At 55.5% G+C, this 3614-nt stretch carries 1 protein-coding gene and 1 pseudogene; both read right to left on the bottom strand.

What is annotated here, in order from left to right:
- Window positions 1–1817 (bottom strand): annotated as a pseudogene (locus JWF83_RS13375) (RHS repeat protein); the annotation flags it as partial.
- Window positions 1818–1994: 177 nt separating this feature from the next.
- On the bottom strand, window positions 1995–3614 hold a 1620-nt coding region (locus JWF83_RS13370), incomplete at its 5' end, for an RHS repeat-associated core domain-containing protein (RefSeq protein ID WP_413650737.1).

The following is a 3614-nucleotide window of genomic DNA, read 5'->3' as shown; positions in this document are numbered from 1 at the left end:
ACCGCGGTGCCGCCATACGGATAGTACTCTTCCTGGCTGATAATATTGCCGTCAGCATCCAGTTCCAGTTCGCTGCTGTGGACAAGATTATCGTAGCTGTAGCGCAGCTGATTATTACTGATGCCGTCCGGTTTGCCGGTTAGCCAGTGCAGCACCCGCACCTGTGCGCGTCCCGCTTCGCCAACGCTGATCACCTGCAACGCCTCACTTAAACTCTCCCCGCTGTAGCGGCTGCGTAATTCGATCCGCGGCAGCCAGAGCGCGCGCCGCGTCTGCGTGCTGTTGCCGGTTTTCTGCACGCTGGTTTTAATGATGCGCTGGCTGTCACTGTTATAGCGGTAGCTTTCGTGGTCTGCGGGCTGACCGTCGCGCACCACCGGCGTCACCTGCAGCAATTCGCCGCGCGCTGTCCAGTTCAGACTCTGGCCTGGCTGCAGCCGGGTTTGCTGACCGCCGGCGGTAAAAAACGCTTCCACCTGCGCCGGCTCTGCCGTCAGGTTGCTGATCAGCGCCCGGTTGCTGCGGGTGGATACCGTGATATCAGTGGTATAGTTGTTGCCGCTGGCGGGTGCGCTATGGCGTATCCGCGTCAGATTACCGCCGCGATCATAAAGGTAGCTGCGGGTGTAAGCGGCAAAAGCGCTGCTGTCGGCGGGAAGAGGGACGCTGGCGGACGGTGGCGTGGTGCTCTGGCGGGAAAGCGCCACCATTTCACGGCCGCTGGCGGAGACCAGCTGATACAGACTGTCGTAACCGTAGCTGTTTTCCGGCACCACTTTCTCATTGCGCCAGAAGCGGGTCGCTTCCGCATCGTTTATGATGCGCAGCACATTGCCGAGCGGATCATACTGATAGCGCAGATCCTGCAGCACCCTGGCCCCGGCCGGATGCCCGGGCGGACGGGCGGTTTTAATTGCGCTCAGGCGCTGCGTTTCCGGCTGATAACTGTAGCTGGTCACGACACCGTTGCCATGCTCCTCACGCAGCTTTTGTCCGCTGGCCGAGTAGGTCAGGGATTTGACAATCACCTGCTCCGTAGCGCCCTTCAGCGTCAGCCAGCTGTTGCGCAACTGACCGGCAACAGTGTAAGCCTGACGTTGCCGATTCCCCATGGCATCGGTAGTGGTAAGCGGCAGGCCGCTGGCATCGGCGGTGCTGCGGGTGATAAAGCTTTCCGTCTCCAGCAGATCGTTCCACGCCGGTTCACTGGCTCCCTGCCAGTCAGCATCTTTACCCTGCGGCAACAGGCGGCGCGTCTCTGACAGCGTCTCACCGGTCAGTGCCCTGCTGTCAGTCTGAATCAGACCGGCAGTATCATAGTGGCGCGCACACTGCCCGGCCAGATTGCGATCTTTCTCCGCCTGGGTATTTTCCCCCCAGACAAAACGATCGGTGATGCGCATCGCTTGGTTTGCTGGCTGCTCAGTAATGCTTAACAGTCTCCCGGGCAGAGAGGCGCCCTGATACTGCCAGCTTCGCGTCACGCCGTTGGCATGAATGCTTCGCACCGGTCTGCTGGCGATATCATTGAGTGTCACGACGCTACCGGCATCCACGCTGTCGGTGCGTAGCCATTGCCCGGTCAGTGAAATGAGGCAGGATAAATTAGCAAGTTGCTGAAGATCATATAAGCGTGGATCGCTACTCTGCGCCAGAAAACCACGCAGATTGTAGCGATGGCGGGTAATCCGCTCATCCGTAGTCGTCGGGGTATCCGGATGGCGCTGGTAACGGATATGTCTTACCGTCAGCCCGCAATTATCAACGACCGCGATCTCCGGGGTATGATGAAACAAGGCAAAACTTGCGCCGGGCATAGCGCCTCCTCTGAGCGTAGATGTGTCTTTTTTCCGCTATCACCACGGCAAAAAACCGCCAATAATCCCGGCCAGCGCGCTAAGAAAAAATAACCAGCCGGTTTGGTGCAGTGCGTAAAGATCTCTCCGAGATGTAAGCAACCGGCTGCAACGACGAAAAGCGGGGATTTATGCCGTTTACTGTCGCCTGCGGGGTAGATAAGACGCCCAAAGCGCAGGATCGGTTATCCATGGCGCGGCAACCTCGATATTGTTTTGGTAGAAATGTATTTTCCCGGCTAATTTCTCGCGGTTTCTGTAAGCGTAACGTAACTCACTGGCAGTAAATGATTCGCCAAAATCGCCCTTCTTTTTAACCACAGCTTCTATATTAAGACTATCAAGCACAAAATGTATTTTATTGCCGGCATCATTTGCCGCCAGCGCAATGCCGAGTTTACTGCCGCGTTTCCAGAGTAGCAGCGGTTCAATATCAATCGGGCTGGTGATTACGCGCCATTTATGAAAGCGACTTTTTCCATAGAACTGCTGCACTTCCTGATAGATAGCGGAAATATTGAATTTTTTGTATTCAGGCATGTCACCCAAAGCGAAAAAGCTCTCCCATAAAGGGTATTGCCATTTGGTTTCCCTGACCAGGTCCTTTATATCGGCAGGGACCGTAAGTTTTTTTACGTATTTTTCATACTTCTCATATTTCCCATATTTATCCAGTGATTTTTTAAGTTTTTTAATGAATTTCTCTGGTATAACCGCCGTATTGGCGGCAAATATTTTTCTTGATATTTCACTGTGATAAAAATTAATCGCCACTGCATTTTCGCGCGAATCCAGCGGCTTAAACTGACGAGTTTCCAGAGACACAATATAGTCATATCGCGGCTCATCCAGCCCATAAACCAGGTCGCCTTTTCGGGCGTTAAAGTTCTCACTAATGGTGGTTTTTCCGCCATCATCGCGGTAAGTCAGCGGATTATTCCTCACCATGGCAAACAGATTTAACCCATCCACGGTTCCGGCAGGATCAGCAGACAGCCACCTGCCCGCCCATGGCTGATAATAGCGGTAGCCATAGTAGTAGAGCCCGCTGGCATCACGTTCTTTGCCGGCGTAGCGGATGGTTTTATAGTCAGCCTCCGGCTGGCTGCGTACGTTCCAGACCGCGGTGCCGCCATACGGATAGTACTCTTCCTGGCTGATAATATTGCCGTCAGCATCCAGTTCCAGTTCGCTGCTGTGGACAAGATTATCGTAGCTGTAGCGCAGCTGATTATTACTGATGCCGTCCGGTTTGCCGGTTAGCCAGTGCAGCACCCGCACCTGTGCGCGTCCCGCTTCGCCAACGCTGATCACCTGCAACGCCTCACTTAAACTCTCCCCGCTGTAGCGGCTGCGTAATTCGATCCGCGGCAGCCAGAGCGCGCGCCGCGTCTGCGTGCTGTTGCCGGTTTTCTGCACGCTGGTTTTAATGATGCGCTGGCTGTCACTGTTATAGCGGTAGCTTTCGTGGTCTGCGGGCTGACCGTCGCGCACCACCGGCGTCACCTGCAGCAATTCGCCGCGCGCTGTCCAGTTCAGACTCTGGCCTGGCTGCAGCCGGGTTTGCTGACCGCCGGCGGTAAAAAACGCTTCCACCTGCGCCGGCTCTGCCGTCAGGTTGCTGATCAGCGCCCGGTTGCTGCGGGTGGATACCGTGATATCAGTGGTATAGTTGTTGCCGCTGGCGGGTGCGCTATGGCGTATCCGCGTCAGATTACCGCCGCGATCATAAAGGTAGCTGCGGGTGTAAGCGGCAAA

The organism is Pantoea sp. B65, assembly GCF_047308185.1.
Lineage (GTDB): Bacteria > Pseudomonadota > Gammaproteobacteria > Enterobacterales > Enterobacteriaceae > Erwinia.
This window is presented reverse-complemented; position numbering and strand designations above follow the sequence as displayed.